The organism is Priestia sp. SB1, from assembly GCF_038898415.1.
Map to the genome: position 1 here is coordinate 453,923 of NZ_JBBJSS010000002.1, position 20,683 is coordinate 474,605.

At 32.0% G+C, this 20,683-nt stretch carries 25 protein-coding genes; 13 read left to right on the top strand and 12 right to left on the bottom strand.

The genetic code is table 11. The features are described from left to right. Window positions 1-300 precede the first annotated feature (300 nt). The 7 genes from WKH56_RS07745 to WKH56_RS07775 form a co-directional block, all read right to left on the bottom strand. Window positions 301-1,566 carry a hypothetical protein gene (locus WKH56_RS07745; protein WP_342835165.1) on the bottom strand — a complete coding sequence of 422 codons (1,266 nt, stop codon included), beginning with the start codon at window positions 1,564-1,566 and terminating at the stop codon, window positions 301-303. A 15-nt stretch (window positions 1,567-1,581) separates the two neighbouring features. Further along, window positions 1,582-2,877 carry a nucleotide sugar dehydrogenase gene (locus WKH56_RS07750; protein ID WP_316911390.1) on the bottom strand — a complete coding sequence of 432 codons (1,296 nt, stop codon included), beginning with the start codon at window positions 2,875-2,877 and terminating at the stop codon, window positions 1,582-1,584. Window positions 2,878-2,889: 12 nt separating this feature from the next. Further along, complete coding sequence (locus WKH56_RS07755; RefSeq protein WP_316911389.1) at window positions 2,890-3,954, bottom strand: glycosyltransferase family 4 protein; 1,065 nt, start codon at window positions 3,952-3,954, stop codon at window positions 2,890-2,892. A 63-nt stretch (window positions 3,955-4,017) separates the two neighbouring features. Continuing rightward, complete coding sequence (locus WKH56_RS07760) at window positions 4,018-4,449, bottom strand: hypothetical protein (RefSeq protein WP_342835166.1); 432 nt, start codon at window positions 4,447-4,449, stop codon at window positions 4,018-4,020. Between the two features lie 86 nt (window positions 4,450-4,535). After that, complete coding sequence (locus tag WKH56_RS07765) at window positions 4,536-7,271, bottom strand: Athe_2463 domain-containing protein (protein ID WP_316911387.1); 2,736 nt, start codon at window positions 7,269-7,271, stop codon at window positions 4,536-4,538. Window positions 7,272-7,276: 5 nt separating this feature from the next. After that, entirely contained in the window at window positions 7,277-7,969 is a 693-nt protein-coding gene (locus WKH56_RS07770; RefSeq protein WP_342835167.1) for a hypothetical protein, read from the bottom strand. 113 nt (window positions 7,970-8,082) lie between these two features. Next, the gene (locus WKH56_RS07775) at window positions 8,083-8,547 is read right to left on the bottom strand and encodes a hypothetical protein (protein WP_316911385.1); all 465 of its coding nucleotides are present in this window, start codon (window positions 8,545-8,547) and stop codon (window positions 8,083-8,085) included. Window positions 8,548-8,579: 32 nt separating this feature from the next. Between WKH56_RS07775 and WKH56_RS07780 the strand changes: the two genes are divergently transcribed. Next, a complete protein-coding gene (locus tag WKH56_RS07780) occupies window positions 8,580-9,167 on the top strand; it encodes a hypothetical protein (protein ID WP_316911384.1) in 588 nt (195 codons plus the stop codon). A gap of 28 nt (window positions 9,168-9,195) precedes the next feature. Here WKH56_RS07780 and WKH56_RS07785 read toward each other — a convergent pair whose 3' ends face one another. Continuing rightward, window positions 9,196-9,501, bottom strand: coding sequence for a hypothetical protein (locus WKH56_RS07785; RefSeq protein WP_316911383.1), 306 nt, complete (start codon window positions 9,499-9,501; stop codon window positions 9,196-9,198). A 150-nt stretch (window positions 9,502-9,651) separates the two neighbouring features. Between WKH56_RS07785 and WKH56_RS07790 the strand changes: the two genes are divergently transcribed. Continuing rightward, window positions 9,652-11,250, top strand: coding sequence for a putative polysaccharide biosynthesis protein (locus WKH56_RS07790; RefSeq protein ID WP_342835168.1), 1,599 nt, complete (start codon window positions 9,652-9,654; stop codon window positions 11,248-11,250). Between the two features lie 288 nt (window positions 11,251-11,538). Here WKH56_RS07790 and WKH56_RS07795 read toward each other — a convergent pair whose 3' ends face one another. Continuing rightward, window positions 11,539-11,970 carry a terpene synthase gene (locus WKH56_RS07795; protein WP_342835169.1) on the bottom strand — a complete coding sequence of 144 codons (432 nt, stop codon included), beginning with the start codon at window positions 11,968-11,970 and terminating at the stop codon, window positions 11,539-11,541. A 483-nt stretch (window positions 11,971-12,453) separates the two neighbouring features. Further along, on the bottom strand, window positions 12,454-12,621 hold the full coding sequence (locus WKH56_RS07800) for a hypothetical protein (protein ID WP_316911381.1): 168 nt from the start codon (window positions 12,619-12,621) through the stop codon (window positions 12,454-12,456). A gap of 566 nt (window positions 12,622-13,187) precedes the next feature. Here WKH56_RS07800 and WKH56_RS07805 point away from each other — a divergent pair. Continuing rightward, window positions 13,188-13,448 (top strand): hypothetical protein, encoded by a 261-nt coding sequence (locus tag WKH56_RS07805; RefSeq protein WP_342835170.1) that lies wholly within the window; start codon window positions 13,188-13,190, stop codon window positions 13,446-13,448. Between the two features lie 142 nt (window positions 13,449-13,590). On the opposite strand, the gene WKH56_RS07810 is transcribed toward WKH56_RS07805, so the two are convergent. Continuing rightward, window positions 13,591-13,878 carry a hypothetical protein gene (locus WKH56_RS07810; protein ID WP_342835171.1) on the bottom strand — a complete coding sequence of 96 codons (288 nt, stop codon included), beginning with the start codon at window positions 13,876-13,878 and terminating at the stop codon, window positions 13,591-13,593. 169 nt (window positions 13,879-14,047) lie between these two features. Between WKH56_RS07810 and WKH56_RS07815 the strand changes: the two genes are divergently transcribed. The 4 genes from WKH56_RS07815 (at window position 14,048) to WKH56_RS07830 (ending at window position 16,100) form a co-directional block, all read left to right on the top strand. Further along, window positions 14,048-14,305, top strand: coding sequence for a SunI/YnzG family protein (locus WKH56_RS07815; RefSeq protein WP_316911378.1), 258 nt, complete (start codon window positions 14,048-14,050; stop codon window positions 14,303-14,305). A 47-nt stretch (window positions 14,306-14,352) separates the two neighbouring features. Further along, entirely contained in the window at window positions 14,353-14,526 is a 174-nt protein-coding gene (locus WKH56_RS07820) for a hypothetical protein (RefSeq protein WP_316911377.1), read from the top strand. Between the two features lie 464 nt (window positions 14,527-14,990). Next, on the top strand, window positions 14,991-15,125 hold the full coding sequence (locus tag WKH56_RS07825; protein ID WP_342835172.1) for a hypothetical protein: 135 nt from the start codon (window positions 14,991-14,993) through the stop codon (window positions 15,123-15,125). Window positions 15,126-15,863: 738 nt separating this feature from the next. Then, window positions 15,864-16,100: a hypothetical protein gene (locus WKH56_RS07830; protein ID WP_316911376.1), complete on the top strand. Its 237-nt coding sequence runs from the start codon at window positions 15,864-15,866 to the stop codon at window positions 16,098-16,100. 279 nt (window positions 16,101-16,379) lie between these two features. On the opposite strand, the gene WKH56_RS07835 is transcribed toward WKH56_RS07830, so the two are convergent. Next, window positions 16,380-16,730, bottom strand: coding sequence for a hypothetical protein (locus WKH56_RS07835; protein WP_316911375.1), 351 nt, complete (start codon window positions 16,728-16,730; stop codon window positions 16,380-16,382). 150 nt (window positions 16,731-16,880) lie between these two features. Between WKH56_RS07835 and WKH56_RS07840 the strand changes: the two genes are divergently transcribed. The 6 genes from WKH56_RS07840 to WKH56_RS07865 all read left to right on the top strand — a co-directional run bounded on the left by WKH56_RS07840 (window position 16,881) and on the right by WKH56_RS07865 (window position 20,666). Next, a complete protein-coding gene (locus WKH56_RS07840) occupies window positions 16,881-17,405 on the top strand; it encodes a DUF2695 domain-containing protein (protein ID WP_316911374.1) in 525 nt (174 codons plus the stop codon). A gap of 87 nt (window positions 17,406-17,492) precedes the next feature. After that, window positions 17,493-17,879, top strand: a complete 387-nt coding sequence (locus WKH56_RS07845; RefSeq protein ID WP_316911373.1) for a DUF7668 domain-containing protein — start codon at window positions 17,493-17,495, stop codon at window positions 17,877-17,879. 365 nt (window positions 17,880-18,244) lie between these two features. Further along, window positions 18,245-18,484, top strand: a complete 240-nt coding sequence (locus WKH56_RS07850) for a DUF3923 family protein (protein WP_316911372.1) — start codon at window positions 18,245-18,247, stop codon at window positions 18,482-18,484. Between the two features lie 102 nt (window positions 18,485-18,586). Next, window positions 18,587-19,072, top strand: a complete 486-nt coding sequence (locus WKH56_RS07855; RefSeq protein WP_342835173.1) for a hypothetical protein — start codon at window positions 18,587-18,589, stop codon at window positions 19,070-19,072. Between the two features lie 324 nt (window positions 19,073-19,396). Continuing rightward, the gene (locus tag WKH56_RS07860) at window positions 19,397-19,990 is read left to right on the top strand and encodes a hypothetical protein (RefSeq protein ID WP_342835174.1); all 594 of its coding nucleotides are present in this window, start codon (window positions 19,397-19,399) and stop codon (window positions 19,988-19,990) included. A 406-nt stretch (window positions 19,991-20,396) separates the two neighbouring features. Next, complete coding sequence (locus tag WKH56_RS07865) at window positions 20,397-20,666, top strand: hypothetical protein (protein ID WP_342835175.1); 270 nt, start codon at window positions 20,397-20,399, stop codon at window positions 20,664-20,666. Window positions 20,667-20,683 lie beyond the last annotated feature (17 nt).

Below are 20,683 nucleotides of genomic sequence, written 5' to 3' on the forward strand. Positions count from 1 at the left end.
TTTGCTTCTTTTCTTTGTGTGTATTAAGGGATGTACCATACTAATTGACAAGTAAGTTGATTATAAAAAAAATTTAAGTCTATGAATAACGAAGGGAGATACGGTTAACAATTGTTGTATGGACTTGTAGCTTAATTGCAGAGCAGCCAGTTGTATAAATACTTATGCAGCTGCGCATCTTGTGGGTTCAAATCCCACCAATTCCACAGAATGCGTTCGTTCAATGCATTTGATTCTCTCGCAAGCAGGATAAGCCGAATATCAAAAAAACAGCTAAGGGTTAACGCCCTTAGCTGTTTTTTATTTAGTTTCAATACTAACTTGTTTTTTAATTAATGAATAAAAGAGCATTCCTACAAAGAAGATAAAGAAAATAACGTCAAGTAAACCGGTGTGCACGCATATCACTAATAAAGTTGTGATAAAAGCGTAAGAAATTTTATAATGACTTTGATTTGTGGCTTTCAATTTATTGTAGATGGCTGTTAGCAAGAAAGAAATAAATGCAATGCCAATAATTAAAAGAATATAACCGCCGTCTAAGAATAGCTGACCTAAAAGGCTAGGTGTCGTTGTTCTACCTTCCCTTGTGACAGGTATTCCGTTTTCAGAGAAGTGATTTACTTTATCAGTGATAATGGATCTTGGAGATAAATTTTCTCCAGGTAAAACTGTTTTGAATGCTGATAAATGAAGTTCTCCGTGCATTGTGCCATTTGTATGAGTGTACTCAATAATTCGTCCAAGAACAATCTTTCCGTTAACAAACTCCGCTGTTACAGTTTTAAACCATTCAGGCATTTCTTTGGTTTTAGCAATAGCTGTTTTCGTTTTGTTATCCAACTTGACAGCTTGTACAGGTGCTTTGTTGAAAGCTTCTGTTTTATCCTCATTGGCCACACGCATATGACCGAAAGCAGAGAAAGCAACAGAAATTACAATTAACATAATAGCAACCACTCTAAAACTGAAACGTCTAAAAGAATAATGGAAGAATAAAACCAGCGTAAATACAATCATAAATAGGTTTGTACGATAGCCAATTAATACGTAAAGGGCTAAAACAAAAATGCTTGATAAAACGAGAACTTTGATAGCTATCTTCTGACTTAATTGTTTTTTAGTGATGTACTCTGTTATTAAAATTAAGTAACCGAACCAAAAGAATGCTGAAAGGAAGTTTAGTTTAGGATTAATATTTCTTCTAATTGATTCATCTAATATGCCTATTTGTCCTGTAGAGAACAGATAGATTAAACTTAATAGTCCAACTACCGTTAGTACAGAAACGCCTAAATAAAACAATTTGTAGAACCAAGGCGCTGAAATACTTGGGAGCATTACTTTCTTCTTGTTTACAAAATAATAGACAACATAATAAACCACCAAAGCAACAATAATTAAAGGGTACGTGGAGTATTTTAAGCCAAATACGTCCGATCTCGAATGGTCAAATATATTACCGAAGAGGTGATAACAGAATAGAACGAAGGGAAAGAAGATGGCAGGGGAGAATAAATCAACTGCCGATAGTTTTTCATAACCTTTTTTTAATTGTGTTAGCAAAAATGTTCCTCCTTATTAGAAATAGTAAATATTAATATCATCCATACAAACTTTTTTGAAGAAGTGTTTTGTATCTAACACAAAAGCGTCTGATTTCATTAATTCACGAATTTTTTTATAGTCTAAAGAAGACATCTCTTCTTGCTCACATAAAACTAGCAGGGCATCTGCATTCTTAACTGCCTCATACGCGCTGTCGTCTTTAAATGGATAGACTGTTGGAACTGCCGGGTCATATGCTCTTGTTTCTCCCGCTTTTTTCGTTAAAATTTCAGTGATGTAAACAGGAGGGCTAATGCGGTCATCATTAGAGAAATCTTTCATAGCAAGGCCGAAAACAGCAATTTTACTTCCTGCAAGATCCTTACCTAACTCTTGTAGTTTGTTCTCAACTATTTTTACAATTTTATCAGGAATACCATCGTTATATTGTCTAGCCTCTTGAGAGATAGAAAGTTCATTTAGAATTCCAAGCTCTTTTGCTTTTGGAACGAGATAGTGAAATGCATTCGGTAAACAGTAACCGCCCACACCTGGTCCTGGTGTTAACAAGTTTACTCGAGTATGAGTATTCGCCATTTGAATTAATTCTTTAGGGTCTATCCCCATATGTCGAGCCATCGTAGCATATTGTTGCACCATCGCAATATTCACATCACGCTGCGCATTTTCAATTACTTTGGACATTTCTACTACTTCGATAGCGGAAGCAATGTGGGTATCTGCTTTGGTTACGATTGTTAATGCTTCTCTTGCTTTTTCAGCATCTTTTCGAGTTACTCCACCAATTACTAGCGGCATATCTACAAACTCTTTAAATGCTTTTCCTTCCGCAATGCGTTCAGAAGCATAAGCTAAGTGAAAATCTTCGCCCGCTTTTAATCCAGACAGTTCTAAAAGAGGTTTAAAGAATTCGTTTGTAAAGCCTGGTATTACCGTGCTACGAAGAATAACAGTGTCGCCTTTTTTTAGACGCTTTGATAAATCAAGCGCTACACTTTCAATAGGACCTGTTACCAATTGTCCATCTTTTACAGGGATACCAACTGTAATAATATACGTATCTACGTTTTCTGGAAGATCTAGAATAGAAGTTAGAGCAGAAAAACGTTCATTTCTAATTTGATCATTTAAGATAGTTTGTATGGTTAAATTATTAAAGCTCTCTTTATGGTGTGTGTGACCTTGATTAATTTCACTTACAAGTTCTTTGTTAACATCCACGCCATAGACTTTTGCTTCATTCATTGCAAAACTTAAAGATAATGGAAGACCAATAAAACCTAAACCAATTACAGAAATTTCTTTCACTAATTATCACTCCTATAATGTGTTATATACATTTAAAATTTTAAAGATTTGTTTTTCAATAGTGTGTTCCTTAGAATTGTTGTATCCATTGATTGAAAAACTGTTCTTCAAAGCTGGGCTTTCATACAGCTCTAATATTTTTCTTGAGAAATCATCGTTATCCCCTAAATTAACTAAAAATCCATTTTGATTGTCCTTTATGATCTCTGGAACGCCACCAACGTTATGTGTAATAACCGGTGTCCCACAAGCGGTACTTTCAAGTGCTACAAGGCCAAACGCCTCTCTCTTAGTAGGGAAGATAAAAACATCTGCTGCATTAAACCATAAGGGAACTTCGCTTTTAGGGATAGAAGAGTGAAAGGAGACATTATATAGGTGCTCATACTTTTCTTGTAACTTTTTCTTCTCGTTGCCGTCACCTACAATAATAAAATGAAAGTCTTCAACGTCTTTTAAGTTATCCATAACCTGTTCGAAAACATCAATGCCTTTGTCGTTAATAACTCTACCTAGAAAAAGAATGTTAAATTTATCTTGAGGGAGTTGTAGTTTTTTTAACGTTTCTTCTTTGTCCTGAGGGAGAAAGAGTTTGTTGTTAACACCACAATGAATGGAGTGTGAATGGGGAGAAAACTGAGGAAAACGCTTAATAAATTCTTTTTGTAAATAGTCACTCACTAAGATAATCTCATCAGCGGATTTTAGTAATTTAGACATTAGTTTATCTTTTTTGTTTCCACCTTTTAACAGATCACTTCCGTGATAGGTGAAAACGATCTTTTTTCTAAAAATGAATTTAAGTATGGGTGCTACTACTGCAGTAGGGAATACGTAATGAAAGTGGTAAATCTTATTTCGGGGGTTAAAGGCGGAGAGGAGGGTTTTGCTCCAAAGTGACAAGTATTTTAAAAGAGCTCTTTTTTTATCTCCTTCTGCACGGTCATAAGAGACAATTCTCTTTATAGGCACATTATTTTTTTCAAGTTCTTCACTTTGCTCTTTAACAAATGAGCCATAAGCAGGATCATTCAGCGATGGGTACATATTAGATACAATGACAACATTTTTCTTCATTTTTTCCTCCTAAAAAAACACTCTTATTTTAAAGAGTGTTTTTCCATAAAATGCTGAAAACCTTTAATTAGTTTGGGTTTGTTGTGCGACTTGTTTCTGAATAAAGTCTTTTAAGAAAGTTACATCTATTGTGTATGTTTTATCTTTAAAAACAACATCAGCTTTGTTGCTATTTGTTATACCTTCTAATTTAAACGAGCTACTTTGGATAATGTATTTCTTTGTTTTGGGGTTGTAATTAAAATCCGATTTAGAAAGTTCATTTTCAATAGCTGGTCGAATTGTATTTGTAGCAAATTCCTGCGTAGCTTTTATTGGTTCATTTGACTTATCAAAGAAGTGTGCACCAAACAATCCCAAAGCTCCTAAGATTGCAATAATAACCACTATTTTTATAATTGTAGAAGCAATTCTTAAAATAAAAGGCAGGATTACAAAAAGTACTACACAGACGATGATGATAAGTAACAAGTGATCTAGTACAAAGTTAAGCATTTAAAAACCTCCTTTTATTAAAACATTATCAATAGAATACCATATACATTTTTAATACACTAAAAAAGAGGAGATTAACCTCTTTTTTAGCGGAACATTGGGTTTGACCATTTGTATCCATTTTGAATTAAGTTCTTTTGATAGAAATATCGGAAATTCTCAGTAGCCTTAAATTCAAATGTGTACTTCCCTGGATTTAAATACGGTATTTTTGTATTTGTAATAGGGTAGCTCACTTTTGATTTTGTATAAGAATCAGGTTTTGCATACTTTTTAGATCCAGTATCAGAGTTTGGAAGGAAGAATAGAACTTCATCACAACCATATTGGTGATTAATATCTAATACTGAATTGCTGTAACAAGTGCTAGGGATATTGTAAGAGACTGTACCTAATGCAATTGTTTGACCTTTTGAATTGTCTTTGTTTTTCTTATACACTTCAAATTTAAACGTTCCTCCAGTAGGCATATATCTTCCGCGTTCTTGATAGTAGCCATTTACAGTCTTGTTAGGAATGAACATTGAATCAAAGTCTCCAAGTTTGTCTGCATCCTCAGTTGTGGGAAGCTTAAAGATTTGGGAGAAGTGATTTGGGTTTTTCACACTAGTCTCTGGAGTAGCCACTGTGTATTTAGGAATTGGCTCTGGAAAGAAGCGGTATAAAGCATAATGGTAAGCTTGCATTCCACTTTCAACCGTTGTTGATGGATATGTAGGGTAGTGGCCGGCACAAATTTTAATTGGTCCTACGCCATCTGAAGTTAAGAAGTAGTTAGTAATGCTATGGTTAACTGAACTACACTCAGTAAATGTTCCTACATTTGGTCTACTAGGGAAATAGTTTAACATTCCTTCATCCTTGTTATTTGTATACATCGGATTACCATCCCAATCAACTTCACCTGTATAGTGTGCAAGTTGAGCCACTACACGGAATTGTACAGATTGATAGGTGTTTGGATACTTGTTTTTGATATAAGTTAAGAACTTGCTACGATCAATTGTAAAGTAATAATCCTCACCGTGATTTAGCGTGAATTTTGGCATAAAATCAGGGTCTATCCCCATAATGTGAGTGTCGTCTGAAGGATCATCAGTAAATTTAGTATCGAATACATCAATTCTAAACTTCCCAGGACTCGTACCATCAGGATTATAACAAGACACGCTGCCTGTTACTCCACAATTTTCTTTTGTCTGGGTAAACATTTTATTAGATACTTTTACTTTTACTGTACCAATCGTATTGTCTGAGCTGTCATTATCAACGATAACTTTTACAGCCATATCAGGGTTTCTTACAGTGATAGTTTTGCTGTCGCTGTCATTAGAAGGATTTGAGTCCTTATCAACCTTTAAATTAACTTTAAAAGTAGTAGGCCCCGTATAATCCTTCACTTCTGGAGTAGTATGTGTAGAAGTATAAGTTACACAATCTCCGGCCGCTAACAAACCAATCGTTCTTGTAGAAGTTGTTTTCCCCACGAATCCGTAGTCTAATTTAGCGTTTCTGTATTCATAGTTACCTTCGTTACAAACTTTATAAGTAACTTTTACAGGTTCATTAGAGTGAGGGTAAGTAGGTGTATGGCTAACAATTGTTACGCTTCCGTCAATAACTTTATGAAGTACTTTAAACGGTTTAGTTGCCGTATTGTTTGTGCGATCAGATTCTTTTTTAGGATTTGAATCATCTTTATTAACAGTCATATAGTATGTTTTGTTAGTATCAGATGATACACTTGGAGCTATTTCACTAATATTTCCTGTGTAGCATTCTGATTCATCAATAGTTGTATTAATAACCTTTGATTTAGACTGACTACTATCTGGACCATAATTTATTACTGGATTTTCAACAGCGATTTGACCTAAATTACATACAGTGTAGTTTACTGTGTAACTAGAACCTTCATAAACAGGAGAAGGAGTAATGCTGTTAATTTTAATACTTAAATCGCGATTTTCTTGTAGAAATAGCTTGTACGGTGGTAGATAAAGTGTTGCGAAGTAGTAATACGTACCGCCATCTACTTTTTCCAAGCGATATAAGTTAAATACACCTGCAGCATAATCATCAGGGAATAATTGCACACTAGCATAATCTTTTAAATTTGCACCTACAAGAGGAATACCTAAAGCGGTGTTCACTTGTGGGAAGTTACCTCGTTTACCAAGGGAACAATTTGTTCCACACTGATCCCAATAAAATCTGTCATATGCTCGGTTCAATTCGTCATCTATTGATTTTGGTTTGTCAGTTGCAGGGTCAACATAGGTAGGTGTAACCGTTCCAGGTTTTAATACATAAGGTTTTGTTGGGCTGCTAGCAATATTAGACTCTAAGTTTTTGTGGTCCCAAGGATATTTTATAAAGTCTCGCGTTTTAATATAGTTAACATCACCGTTAATATCAGGGTACTCAGGGTTGTTATATTGAATTCCGTTCTCGTTATAGCCTAAGAACAGCCATTCTCCATTTTCCCCTAACTTATTAGCCTTTCTTCCTTCCGTAACTACATCTGCCGGAGTACCATATACAATAAGACATCTATTTATTGCAATGTCACGGTTAATAGATAGGGTTTTTCCAGCTTTTGAAACGTAAATTGAAGGCTTAACTTTCGCTAATTTTAAGTATTTATCAAACTTGGCGGTAGTATCTACTTCTGATATGCGGTCTGAGTCTGGGTTGCACCCGTATAACTCTTTAGCTTGGACACTCTCGTTTAAAGAAGGAATAGATAACGATAAGGTGAGGGCACCGGCAAACATAAAGGAGAGTAAAAAACCTGTTTTGACTATTTTTTTCTTATTCATATTACTCACCTCCTTCTGAAAAAGATGAATAAGACAATTGCTACTACAACAACAATTCCTGCAATTATGTATGCAAGGGTATTTTCATACCACTTAACACGTAAATCTTCTGCATATTTTTCTGTCACTTTATACAACTCTTCTTTATTAGAATAGGGGGTAAAGTTTTTTAGAAACGGTTTGCTGTCGTTGTAACTAGAATAAAGCACTTCTTTATCTTCTTTGGAGATGCTTAACTTCTCATTTTTCTTGATATATTCAAGTGATAAATTTAAGTTCTCTGAAGCGGTAGGTGCATAATCCTTTGAAATGGAAATTTTAGATTTTGGAATTTCGGGGATGAACTGAAGAAGTAATTCATTTAAACCTACTATGTTATTTACCTCATTGCTATCGTAATACTTCGCAAGCAAAGCGGTAACCTCTTGAATAGCCTCAGGATCTTTTGTCTTAACCTTCTCCTGAATTGCTTTAGGAACATTAATAAATTCAATATAATTTCTTCCTTTCTTATCAGTGTCATCATACCTCAGTGTTCTTATTAAGGTTGTACCATCGTATTTTTCGCTCATTAGAGTTAATGATGGGATATCGTATTTTTGTTGAGCTGCTTCTACTTTAGTTGCAGTACTTGTCGAAAGTGCAAGTGCAGGAACTAGAAGGGTAGAAAGTGTAAAAGCAGTTATAATTTTTTTCATAGTTTCACCCCTTTATGAAATTAAGATTCCTATAAAGAATATAGTCGCGAATTAACTAAAATCAAGGAGAAAAATAAAACAACGTGTGTATATAAGTAGCGTTTTGAAACGAATTAAAAACGCGTTTTTAGATTGAAAAGATCTGTTAAATGGAAGAGGGAGCTCACGTTTAGTTCTTGAGCTTTTAAAAGAAATTTATTATCTGTACAGTGAGTAAATACGCTAACTGGAATTTTTGTATCATTCAGTTGTTTTAATAAGGCAAGTTCTTCTCGACTTCCAGAACTAACTTCCACAATAATCTTGGTGTAATCTTTATTTTGACATTCTTCAATAACTTTCTGAATGGACTTATTGGTAAGAATAACTCGGCTCGGATCTGATAGAACACCGCTTTTGTGAAGCTTTCTTCGCTTTTGTTCTTGTATCTGTATGTAAAAATGTTCTGCTTGAGATGATAAGTTTTTATTTAAGTACCTAAGAAGATAGGGAGTCACCTCAAAATCGTTTTTATACAAGGAACAAAAAGAGAAATGGAATAACATACTATTTGAAAGTAACAAAATTTTGGGTTTCAATTTAATTCTCCTTTCATATATGGAGGTGGAAAATGGTAGCATTTATAGTTGCTATTGTTCTATCAGTTACACAATTGCTATTTTCTCGCTACATTAACACTAAGAAAGCAAAACCTCTGCATAATGCTTCTGCTAGGATTAAGAAGGAGCTCCTTAGTTATGTAGAAAAACTTGAAGAAGAGCATAGCATAGAAGTTAAAGTAGAGATATACAGGTTAAGAGTGCTGGGGCTTTTTGCGTCTATTAAAGATGAGGACAAAAAAGAAGAAATACGTACTCGAATGAAGGAGATTGTGCAAGAAAATAAAGGACAACCAAAGAAATTAATGTTTTTCACTATACTTCCTATGGCTACCGCTTCATTTTGTGCAATGTTTTTAGCGTTTGCTTTTCGTACTGAGCCAATACTATGGCTTTCAATTGCACTTAATATACTATTAATCTTTTTGCTCATAGCAAGAAAAATGTGGGTTTTTTTATTCATTTTCGGAACTGTAGGATTTATCTTGTATCCACATTTACCGGCCCATCTTGTAACTTTTGCTTTATTAAGTCCGCTAGTGTATTTAACATTAACAATTAAAAAGATAATTAAAACAAAAAATAAGAAGAGCGCTTAATCTGCTCTTCTTATTTTTTGTTTTCTTGTTATTTTTTTGACAGAAATTCTTCTAAAATGTTGCAGTAATCTTCTAGATGTTCTTGTTCATCATCTAGTACCTGCTTGCGATCTCTAAGTTCAAAGTACAATGCTGCAAATTCTTCAATTGTAAATACTTTTGTACTTAAAGAAGCTGGTTCAAAGTCTCCCACCGCTAAAATATCTAAATCTAAAGCGTGTGCTACTAGTTTAAATTCATCCGTTCTATCGCCTGTTTCAATGTACTGTACGTTGCTATACATATATTCTAAATAGTAATAAACATACTCTTTACGAGCTACTAATACTTTCATTAACCACACCTCCTATGATTATTTATCAAATTAATAATCAAATAACGATCTCCTTTATTTATTGCTGTGTTCAAACATTGAACTTATCATACTGAAAAAAATAAAATTAGTAGGAAATTTTAAGAATTTTGGAGAGAAGGGAATGGTTAAGTGAGTAACTCGTTTCTAAGAGGGACGTTTATGCTTACAATTGCTTCGTTTATCGTTAAGATATTTGGATTTATATATGTAATTCCATTCGTAGCAATGGTAGGAGAAGAAAAATATATCCTCTTTGAATATGCATACAAACCTTATATTATTTTACTGTCAATTGCTACACTAGGTATCCCAAGCGCAGTATCAAAATTTGTGTCTAAGTATAGAGAAAAAGGAGAGTTCCATATTATAAGAGCCTTGATGACATCAGGCTCAATAGCGGTAACACTGATGGGCATTACTTCTTTCTTAGTTCTATATCTAGGTGCAGATACAGTAGCTTCTTGGCTTGTAGATCCATCTGATAAAACAGGAAACTCTGTGCAGGATGTAGCTTATGTCATTAGAATGGTAAGTTATGCGCTAGTTATTGTTCCGTTACTTGCTATGACACGGGGATTTATTCAAGGGTATCAAGAAATGGGACCTACGGCTATTTCTCAAATCATTGAACAGATTGTCCGTATAGCAATTATCTTGTTAGGTACATACATTATTGTGGTTGTATTGCACGGATCTCCTGTAAAGGCTGTAGGACTAGCTACGTTTACAGCATTCATTTCTGCAGTAGCAGCTCTCATCGTAATCTTCTGGTATCTTCGTAAAAAGGATTTTGGAATAAAAGGTGCCAAAGGGAAAGTTTCTTATAAAAAGCTTTACAAGGAACTTGTTATGTTTGCTATACCTTTTGTATTTGTAGGTTTGGCTATCCCATTATTCCAAAGTATTGATACATTTATGATTAACAATGTCTTAATGAACAAAGGGTATAACCTCGGCCAAGCAGAGTTAATTAACACACTGGTTGCTCTAATTCAAAAAATCATTGTAATTCCAGTAGCATTAGCAACTGCATTCAGTGTTTCATTAGTGGCTTATGTAACAAAGGCGCACCAGGGAAACAGAGTAGATGAGATAAGAGGTCATATTAACCAATCGTTTAAGGTAATGATGATCTTCGTCCTTCCATCAACAGCGGGTATGCTTATTCTTTCAAGACCTATTTATGGTTCAGTATTTGGTACAGGGTATTTAGAACAAGGCGGAACTCTAATGGCTTGGTATGCTGCAAGTGCATTATTCTATTCGATGTTTTCTATTACATCGGCAGTACTTCAAGGATTAGACCAACAAAAGTGGGTTGTGTACAGCTTACTAATAGGTCTAGTTGTAAAGGTTATCTCAAATTATCCACTTATCCTTATATTTGATGGGGAAGGAACGGCTATTTCTACATACGTAGGCTTCGGAGTAGCAATTATAATACAGATGGCGCTTATTCAGAAAGTAGGGAAGTATAAGTGGTCTGAAAACTACGTTGCTCTAAAAAATGTGATCAAGCAAACACTTGTAATGGCGGTTGCTTTAATTCCGCTGGGAGTAATTTCATACTTTTTCACATCGTATATCTCGCAGGCCGTTATTTTATTTGTAGGATTAATTGTTGCAGGAATTATTTACTGTGTCCTAGCTTACAAGAATAAAACATTATTTGAAGTAGTAAGCAAAAATAAAATAGATAAAATACTAAAGAAATTAAAATTAGCATAAACAAAAGCCCATTCCAAAGAATGGGCTTTTAGTTAATAAAGAATAAAATTAAATCAAATCCTAAAATTCGGCAATCGGACATATGAATAAAAGGTGTGGTTTCTATACATCTTCCTGCTTTTGATTTTTCAATTCATCGTTGATTTATCAAAGGTGTATAAAAATCTGCATAAATCATAAAGAGGGCCGTTTTGAGAACCTTTGCTCTCAAGGGTTCCTTTTTGTGATATCTTCCGAAAAGAGTGTTTATATAAACTAGTTTTGTATATGGTATACATAGCTTATATTTTAATCTTGAGATAAATAAATCCAATTTCTTTCATCAAATTCTTCAATAATATAACTTGAACCTATATCTTTTAAAATTTTATTGAAAAATTTTATGTCAACTTCGTGATCATACAAATCTTCTTGAACGTATTCTGTAAAGATAAAATTTGTTAAATTTGTATTGTTAACAAAATCTGAAAAGAATGATTTTAGAAAGTATGAATTTTCTTTACTTAATTTTTCGTCATTGATTAATGAAATCCTGAAAACATTTAAAATCGCATTAATATCTTCTTCATCCATATAACATAATGGATCTAGTTTTTTATCTTCTTCTGTGAATGGTTTTCTAGTGTCTTCAATTACTACATAAGAGAAGATTTGTCCGTCTTTTGATACTCGAAAAATTTCCAAATCCCGCAATTTTATAATTCTATTAAACGATACCATAATTTCCTCCTACCCAAATAACAATTCAAATTAGATACTACTAAGTTTAAAGGTATAGTATTTATTTTATAGTAAAATAATCTTATTTGTTGTTAATGAATATATACATACACATAAAAAAGGGATTTGCAGGTATAAATTTCTTTTCTGTTCCCTAGAATATGGATTATACAAATCTAATTTGCATACGATGTGCATATTATAATAGGTCGATTAATGCAAAGATAATACCTAATATGAGCGAAAGAGTAAGTATTAATTTCCATTTAGTTTTTTTCTCTAACTGAAAGACATTTAGTTTTTCTAATGCAAATGAAACAAGCCACGTTATAATTATCGTTTCGAAAAATTCAACTATAAAATTAAAAATAAAGTCCATTCGTTCTGACTTTCTTGTTTTTAAATATTTACATTTCTAATAATCCGCTTATAGATAAACATTAAAAAATGTTCATTTCAATAATGCTACTATGGTAACTATCTTTAGTTACTGAGTTTATCTAACTTGTCAGAAATAGCTCTTAAAATCTTAACCTTTTCTTGTTGTAATTTAAGAAGTTTAATTGCATACCAAATAATTAAGACAATCGGAACTATGTACAAGCATAAAATTAAAATCCTTAAAAGAATAAATATTGCGTCTGCTTGCATCCTACTGAACCCTCCTGAAATGTAATATCCTTATGTTATCACATTATGGAAATTCTGTAATTTAATGAGTGTTACTAAAATAATGGTTATAAAAACTATTTTTGTATGTGGTATTCAAAGCGTTTTTGCTAAAAAGGCACAAACCTAATTGATGAATAGAGACACAAAACCATAAATAAGCATAATTGCTAATGAAGATGCCAATATCCACCACGCAAACAAACTTATAGGGTTTTTTAAATTCATTGCTTCTTGCCAGGATACTTTGAAAGATCGTTCATTTAGTTTGTACCGTTTTAATTGAACGTACTGAAAAATATTCAGGAGTATAGAAAATAGAAATAATATTAGTACACAGGTTAGTACTTGTTCATTCATTCTTTTCACCACCCAATATGTATTAGTTTATATATATTACGTTTTTCTTTAAAAAAAGTTTCTTTTTATGGAATTTATTTCTTTTCTCACTTCGATAAGAGGTGTTATGGAAGCTGCAGTTGTATATAGTATGCATAGTCATTAATGTGCTGATATCCAATAAGATGTAGTTATGGGAGGGTAATCAGATGGAGGAGTTTAAAGATTTACTGTCTTACAGTATTTTAATGAGGCCAACTTCTTATTCAAAACGAAAACTAGCGATAGAAGAATTAACATCTGAAGAGTGGTTTAGAGAATTATACAAAGTTTCATCTTACAATACTGTTATCTGGAAGAATAAAAAGATCAAAAAAATCCTTTTAGATCCTAAAAAAGTAAAGATGATAAAGAAAAATCAACAGCATTCAATGGACTTTATTAATTTAGTCAAAGAACTAGCTAAATAAATGATTAAACCTCTGCTTCTTGGTAGAGTTTTTTTAGAAATAAGATTTCGGATAATGCACATTATGTTAACTAAATGTATGAAATATGCATTGCACAGAATTAAAAAAATAGCACTACCCAAATTGGGTAGTGCTATTTTCCCTAATTTATTATATAGATTAATGCTGCTAACAAATTAGGAACAGCTAGTGAAATATACCTTTTGGCGTTTTCTCTACGCCCTATTTTACGTGTTTCTTTTTCTGAAGAGAAAGATCCTTTGTTTCCTAAAATTAAACTATCAATTAGACTTGCTAAGGATAATGCAACAAATGCTACTCCTAAGGTTCCTGAGATGTAATAAAGATAACTCCAATTTCCAGTAAAATAAGAAATTCCTAATACAATGATTAATGTTATTGTCCCTGCTATGAACCCTTTTTTAATCATAATAATCCCTCTTTTCCAAAAAACAACTTATCTATATCTTACCATAATATTCCTTTTGATGTGAGAGTGCCAGGATTACATAAATTAGTTCTATATATGGAATTTATTACTTTTTCTGTACTTATAATGTGTTAAAATGTAATTATAAGGAAAAAAGAGGGGTGTTTATATGTTCACAGTGGGGATTGATGTTAAGAAAACTGAAAAAGAATTAATTATAAAATGGCAACTTGCTAAATTCAATATTGCACTAGAAGATATTATTGAAGTTACGGAAGACGATACATATGGCGGTAAACAAGCTGATGCTATCCGTATAGGTCCTCCATATGGAACAACTGATCGAATTTTTATTAAAACTAAAAAGCAAAATTACATACTTTTCACTACAAACAAGGCAACAGTCTTAAACAGAATACACTCATAATCAATTAATTCATATGTTATCCGTAAGTAGAAGCGAGGAAAGTATAAATGAAAAAGAGGAATATGTTAGTCAAATTAATGTTTTGGTTAAGCTCACTTTCTGTAATAGTTTTTAGTTTTATATTAAAGCAGGGATTAACTGCATTACTTGTTTCTGCTGCTTTTATTGCGTTAGCAGGAATTTTTATGAAAACTAAACCTACAAATAAAGAAAGCAACTAATTTTATATTGGCTGCTTTCTTTATTTGTTCCTTTTGAAATGAAGATCAGAGGTCTATTTCATTTATGGATTCTGTAATTTCTGGCGTATTGTTGTTCATTTATATGGCTCTTATGAAAGTAAGCTGTGAATTCATTTTTAAAAGAATGGACCAAAAAGGTTTCAGCTATGAAGTTTGTTTAGTCCCTTGTTATATGCTTGTGTCTGCTACGTCTTGTTTAATATCTGCTTTTTCTTTTAAGTTTCCTGGAAAGCTATTTATTACATTTACAATGCACTTCTCTTTAATATTATTATCTTTGCTTATATGCCTGAGGTTATTAAAAAACATTAATGGCAGATGGTACAGCAGTATTCTAAGTAGAATAAAAAGGTAAAAGTTCTTCTAAATAATATAATTCTTTAAATTATGTAAATATGTAACTTTTATGGAACTTATTCGTATATATTATAGGAGGCGATATTATGAACATTATAAGTATTAATTGGGTAGATATAACTTTTCAATTTTTTTGGTTAATTTTCTTATTTTCTCTAGGCTTGTTTATTTGGAAAGTTGTTAAAGTTAAAAAACAAAATAAGCGTTTAAATAGGAACTAATAATTTGATTGCACCCAGAATAATGATATTTTCATTGCGGTCTTAGTAAGTATTTCAATTCTGTTCTTTGCTTGGTTTTTTAAACGAAAAGAAGAGCAAAAAGAAATAAGCATACTATGTTAAGCCTATATGTATGTAAAATGAACAGTTTTAAATAATTTATTTTAAATGATTAAATCACGAGTTTGATCTCTGGAGGGAGTGAAGTTATTTGTCTCTTAGAAAAATGTACATTGTAACATTTCTAGAAGTTGTTTTATTTATAGTAATTGGCTCAATTACAAGTGAAACTTTGTTAAAGTATGTATATGAAGGGCTAGGTATTTCTTTTACAGGAAATATAGGAGTTATATTTTTAGCGGTTTCTTTCCTATTATTTTGTTTATATACACTGTTTAGAACCTACTTATTGTCCATAAAAAATATGTTACTAAAAGAAAGAGTAACCTCTTTAACTTTTTGGCTTGTCTTTATATGGTCTGCTTACTCTGTATTTTCGCCTTTTATTAGAGGTTCCATATAAAAGCCAATTTCCACCTGAAGGGTAAACAAGTATTTAAGATTTATCAGCTCTTTTAAATGTTTACTAATATTAATAATACAAACTTTTTATATGTGGAAAATGAGAAATTCATATGGATGTTTTTAAACTATAATATCGTAAATATAGTTTTGTTGTAGAACCAATATTTTAACAATATAAAGAACTTGCAGGCTGAAAAAAGAGGGGGTAATATTTTGAAGAAGTATATAGTATTTATTTCTAGCTTTATAGTATTGTTGTTAACTTTTCAAATTCTTTCAGGTTTATTTCTTACACTTACATACGCACCTGACACTTCTCAACAATTTAGTAGTTCAACCGTAAATTTCTATGACAATAAAGGCTTTAATTACACGATTTTAAGTGCTGTTGTATCAGCAACTTTTTCATTTATTATTTCTAAAAAAGTGTTTGTATCAAAAAAGTCATAAAATAATTGTTGATATAATTATTAAGAGAAAATTTATTAGGAGAACTTAATGTGAAAGAGTTTGTAATTACAGTGATATTCAGTTTAATTATTATAGTATTAATTTTCACTATCGCTGATTGGTTTAATATAGTATGGCTTCAAGGGAGTACTATTCGTATTCTTCTTATCTTTCCTGTTACTTTTGTTACTAGTTGGATAGTTTCTTATATCAATCAAAAAAGACGTCTTAATTGAACGTCTTTTTTTGATTGGGCATTAATAATTCCCTTTATAATAACTAGTCTTTTATATCATACTTATCTAAATAAATATTGATCATCTCTACGTTCTTTAATATATAATTACAACCTTCAACTGTTTTTGAAGCTAAAAGTTCATTAATTGGTTCACCATAATATTCCCATCTATCTGAAATAGACTCTAATAAATACTTTAATTCGCTAAGGGTTAAATCTTTCTTCACTTCTAAACTTAATTCTACAACATACATATCATTAAATTTCCAGTAAGGTTCTAATTTTTCTACGTTTGTTTTAATTAATATTGATTTTAACTTTTCTAAAACAATTATTAAATTTCCTTTTGCTTCAGGTTCATTTTGCGCTGTGATATATAAGCGTACAAACAATATTAATGCCTCCCATAAAAAAGCGATTTCTATATGGTTCTAGAACATTATTGTACAGGATGATAAACTTAAATGGGGACAATTTAATGCTTTTAAAATTTATATTAAGGATTGTTTGTTTCTTAATTCCATTAATAAGGAGTTATTTAAATGAGCTGTTTATTAAAATTGCAAAATGAACTAATTAAAGGTCAAAAATTAGCAATGCAAGGTTCTTATCAAAGAAGAGCTCCTTCGAAAAAAGCCATTCCTCATCTATTGGTAGCAAGAAAAGGACTTAAAGAATATGTCAAACAGTATCCGAATAGCTCTTTAGCTTGGCAACTTCTATCTCTGGCAGAGGAGTATTTGCTAAATTATAATGCAGCTTTGACTGCTCTTCAGAACGCAGTATTTCTTAATGAAAAAGATAAGAAATTGTTAAAAAGGTTAGCTTTATTAACAGAGTATGCGGGTAAATGGCAAGAGTTAGATATGACACCAGAGCATTTGCGTTCATTAGAAACCTACCTACAAGAAAGGTTAGAATTACGCCTATGTGATCATACACTTATATACACAAAAGAGTGGATAGATATAAGCACTCTACATAGAAAGAAATCCCATATAGTGAAGGCAATACAAAATCAAGGTGGTTTTTGTGACTGTGAAGTTCTTATGAATGTAATTGATTAGGTTATTGTATAACCAAGAAGGACGTTCACGTAAACTAGTTTGTTTATAAATACATATGTGTTACACGCAAAGAGGAGAGAAGCTCTGGTGGAGAATGAAAAGAAAGTCGCAGAATTAGTTAAATGCGCTGTCGAAAAGTTAGTTAAAAACAATATAGATACACTGCCTTTAGAAGATAATACTGATATAGAGGATTTAAGAGAGGAATTAGATTACTACCCAGGATTTATGACACTTCCTCCAGAAAAAGCCTATTATCAATTAGATGATGTTCTTTATATTTATAAACAAACCGTTCCGCATTTCCGTTTGGGGAAAAATGGTTTTAAAGAGGTGTTTCCTAAATTGCTGTATATGGTGGACTTTGATCTGTATTATGATAATGAGCGGAGTGACTTGACTCTTCAAGGTAATGTCTATGAAGATAAAAATGGAGAATGGTTTTTTAGAGTTAGTAATATACACGTAATGTGATAAACGTCTTCTAATATGCCCATAATTTAAGTAAGGCTTTTAAAACATATTAAGCCTAAATTTTTGTTTGGGTAAGGAACATTGTGCTAAGTCAGTTCAAACAAACAGACTATTTCTTTGGAACAAGTTTTTAAGTCCCCTATAATTAAAACAAAGAAGTCATAAGTAAAATAATGGAAGGATATATATATGGAAGGTGTATTGCTTTTGTGTTCTCCTTGTAGTTTCTAGAATTATCGTTAATTTTTAGGGAATGTATAAAAAGCTACACAAACTAAAAGAGAACTCAACAAGCCCCTTGTGCCGCAAGGGGTCTCTTTTGTTATGTTTTCTAAAGCTATTTATTAAAAGAAAGTGGGGATAAAGTGAAAATAAGTTGGATTTGTTGGTGGATAGCCAATCTTATCTGGGGTGTTCTTTTTGGGGTAGGGCTTGTTATTGTTTGGGTAAGAGATGTTGATGCAGCTGGTGTAACTCAAACTCCTACTTTGAAGCTAATTGCATTTTCGGTTTTAATAATAGCGTTTATCATTCCTCTTATAATTCAATTGGTATGGTTAATTGTTAATTTTACAATAGGTAACAAAAAGCAAACTAAAAATTGAAGAAATTACTGCAGAGACTAACGTTTTTCAGAAGCAGGTATAATTACTGTTAGCTTCGAATACTAGCTTTATGCTCTTAAAAGAAAAGTGGAGGTAAGTATAATGTTGGTAAAAGAAGTTTTAAATAAAATACACGAAAAAGAACTAACAATTAAAGAATTGGCGGATTTGTATGGGGTAAGCGCGCGAACCATTCAAATGAAAATTAAAAATTTAGGATACGAGTGGAATAATAAGCAAAGCGCCTATTATTATACAGGAACAGGATTAGAACCTTTAAATACTAATTTTAGCGGCCTTTTCTCTAAAGCTAACCAAAAGCTAGTAGAGCAAAAGCAAGCTAATAGTGAAATAGCTTCCGCTTCTGAAGGTAACAGAAACCTAGAAGAAAGCATAGCAAATGGAGAATTAGATACCATAGATATTCTGTTGCAAAGCCCAAAAGATCGCTCTAAAAGAGTGTACAGAGGTTTTTATTTTGACAACGATGTGTTAAATATTATTGAACGAGTTCCTAAGAGTTATAAATCCGAATTAGTAAATGAAGCTCTTAGAAAGGTGTTTAAGGAAAAAGGTTTATTGGACTAATTTTTCAGTCAGTTATCTTATTGTAGGTAAGGTAACTTTTTGAGTTAAAACAAGGAGATGCACTACGGGTTATCTTCTTGTTTTAACGTCTTATATTGAAATACCTCCACTTAACAAGCTTGGTGTAGGGGTCTTCTCAGTTAAAGTGAAAAAGAAAAATAAAATTTAATGAGAGAACAGGGCGTAGGAATGTTAAAGTACATAAAAAATAAATGTTGTTTCTATTCAAATACCATTTTTGTTTAAAACTAATATATACATCACTATAAGAACAAATATATAATTAAGCTCTAAAAATGAGTAATCTCGGAAAGAGGAAAATGTGTGAAACATAGTAAGTTTTTAATTTTATCGTTTATAAGTAGTCTGTTAGTTATCCTGGTGAGATTGTTTCAGTGGGATTTGGTCGATGCAATAACAGAATTTTTAATGTTACCTGTTTGGTTATTTGTATATGTATTTTTCATTATAGTAACTGTATGTACAGTAATTCATCTTTTTAAAAATAAAAAGTGGCAGCCACTTGCTATTCAACTCATTGCTATTGTGATGTGGATTTACTTTCCGTTCAATCAAGTCAATTTAGACCTAAACTTCAAAATGCATCAAAATAAGAGAGAAGAAATTGCGACTAAGATAGAAAATGGGGTTGTTAAACCTAATGTGCCGGATAGTCCATCGCTCATCCAATTACCGAAAGAGGATAGAGTATTATCTAAAGGTGGTGGGGAGGTTGTTCTAGAACCAAAAGGGAAAATCAAATCAATTCTTTTCTTCACATACCGAGGGATGCCGGATGGTTTTTCAGGCTTTGTGTATAGTCCAAACGATGCTAGACCTTTAAAAAACGATTTTAATGGAAATATTAGCGAGATAGAAAGAGTACATAAAAACTGGTATTACGTATCTTCGGACTAAAAATGCGTGTAATTATTTTTTATGGTTTTTAAAACCATTTTACAATAAAATTGTAAGTAGTACTAATTCAATGCATAGCAAATCGTTTTAAAAAATAAAGATTATGGGAGGGAATTAATAATGGAATTAACAGTACTATTCATTATGATTTTATCTGTTTTTCTTTTACTGCTAATAATTAGTTCAACCCTAAACATACTTTTTAAAATGACTGAAAGAAAACATTGGGTTATATCCTTAATGTTAAGTATAGCGCTATCAGTTATCATAGTTGCGATATACAATTTAGAAAATTGGAGATTTTAAACTTTATTACGTAAGGGGAAAAGGAAGAATGGAAAGTATCTTCTTTGTCATAGTGTCTTTTGTGTGTATATTGTTTTTAGTTGATCACCTTGCTAAAATTATGGCTCATAATAAATTCAAAGAAATAGAAAAAATGTCACGTAAAACAAAATTCTACATAACGTTCTTGTTTCTAATAGGAACATTCTTATACTTGTTTATAATTGGGAATATATACGAACTATTTGTTTTTCTGGGAGGTCCTGATCAAGGGGCGGTACCATTTTACATTCTGTTTGCTGTAGGGGTAGCACTACTTATATTCATTAATAAGTATTCAACGTTTACAGAAAACAGAGAAAAAGAAAGATTAAAGCAAATAGATAGTTAAAATAAAAAAGCACCACT